We start from the raw sequence: 1,044 nt of genomic DNA, 5'->3' as shown, positions 1-1,044 counted from the left end.
CGGCTGCATGGGCATGTCCGGCATGTACGGCCCGGCCGACCGCGCCGAAAGCATCGCGACGATCCATGCGGCCGTCGACGCCGGGATCAACCTGATCGACACCGGCGATTTCTACGGAATGGGCCACAACGAAATGCTGATCGCCGACGCGCTGAAGGGCCGCCGGCGGGACGACGTCCTGCTCAGCGTCAAGTTCGGCGCGCTGCGCGACCCGGACGGCGGCTGGAGCGGCTACGATTCCCGCCCGGCCGCGATCCGCAACTTCCTCGCCTATTCGCTGCAGCGGCTCGGCACCGACCATATCGACATCTACCGTCCCTCGCGCCTCGACCCGGCGGTGCCGATCGAGGAGACGATCGGCGCGCTTGCCGATCTGGTGAAGGCCGGCCATATCCGCCATATCGGCCTTTCGGAAGTCGGCGCGGAGACGATCCGCCGCGCCGCTGCCGTCCACCCGATCACCGACCTGCAGATCGAATATTCGCTGATCTCGCGCGGCATCGAGGATGACATCCTGCCGACCTGCCGGGAACTCGGCATCGCGGTCACCGCCTACGGCGTGCTGTCGCGCGGCCTGATCAGCGGCCACTGGCAGAAGGACGCGCCGCGCCAGGGCGATTTCCGTTCGATGGGTCCGCGTTTCCAGGAAGGCAATGTCGACCGCAACCTTGCGCTCGTCGAGGCGCTGCGCCGGGTGGCCGAGGCGAAGGGCGCGAGCGTCGCGCAGCTTGCGATCGCCTGGGTGGCGGCACAGGGAGGCGACATCGTGCCGGTCGTCGGTGCCCGCCGCCGCGACCGCCTCGCCGAAGCGCTCGGTTCGCAGGCGGTCAGCCTCTCGGCCGGCGACATCGCCGCGATCGAGGCCGCCATGCCGAAGGATGCAGCCGCCGGCGAGCGCTATCCGGCCGCCATGCTCGCCCACATGGACAGCGAGAAGCGGGCCTGACAAAAGCGGACGGCGGTGGCGAGGCCGTCGCCGTCCTCGTTCATCTCGGATATTTCAGACGTCGCCCGAAAAGGTATCGCAGGCGTCGACCCGGCCGG

General features: G+C 69.3%; 1 protein-coding gene. It reads left to right on the top strand.

The window, feature by feature from the left end; translation table 11 throughout:
* Positions 1-946: aldo/keto reductase (locus LXM94_RS25900; RefSeq protein WP_235774766.1), on the top strand; the 946-nt coding region annotated here is incomplete at its 5' end.
* Positions 947-1,044 lie beyond the last annotated feature (98 nt).

It is taken from the genome of Rhizobium alarense (genome assembly GCF_021555155.1).
Taxonomy (GTDB): Bacteria; Pseudomonadota; Alphaproteobacteria; order Rhizobiales; family Rhizobiaceae; genus Rhizobium_D; species Rhizobium_D alarense.
This window is presented reverse-complemented; position numbering and strand designations above follow the sequence as displayed.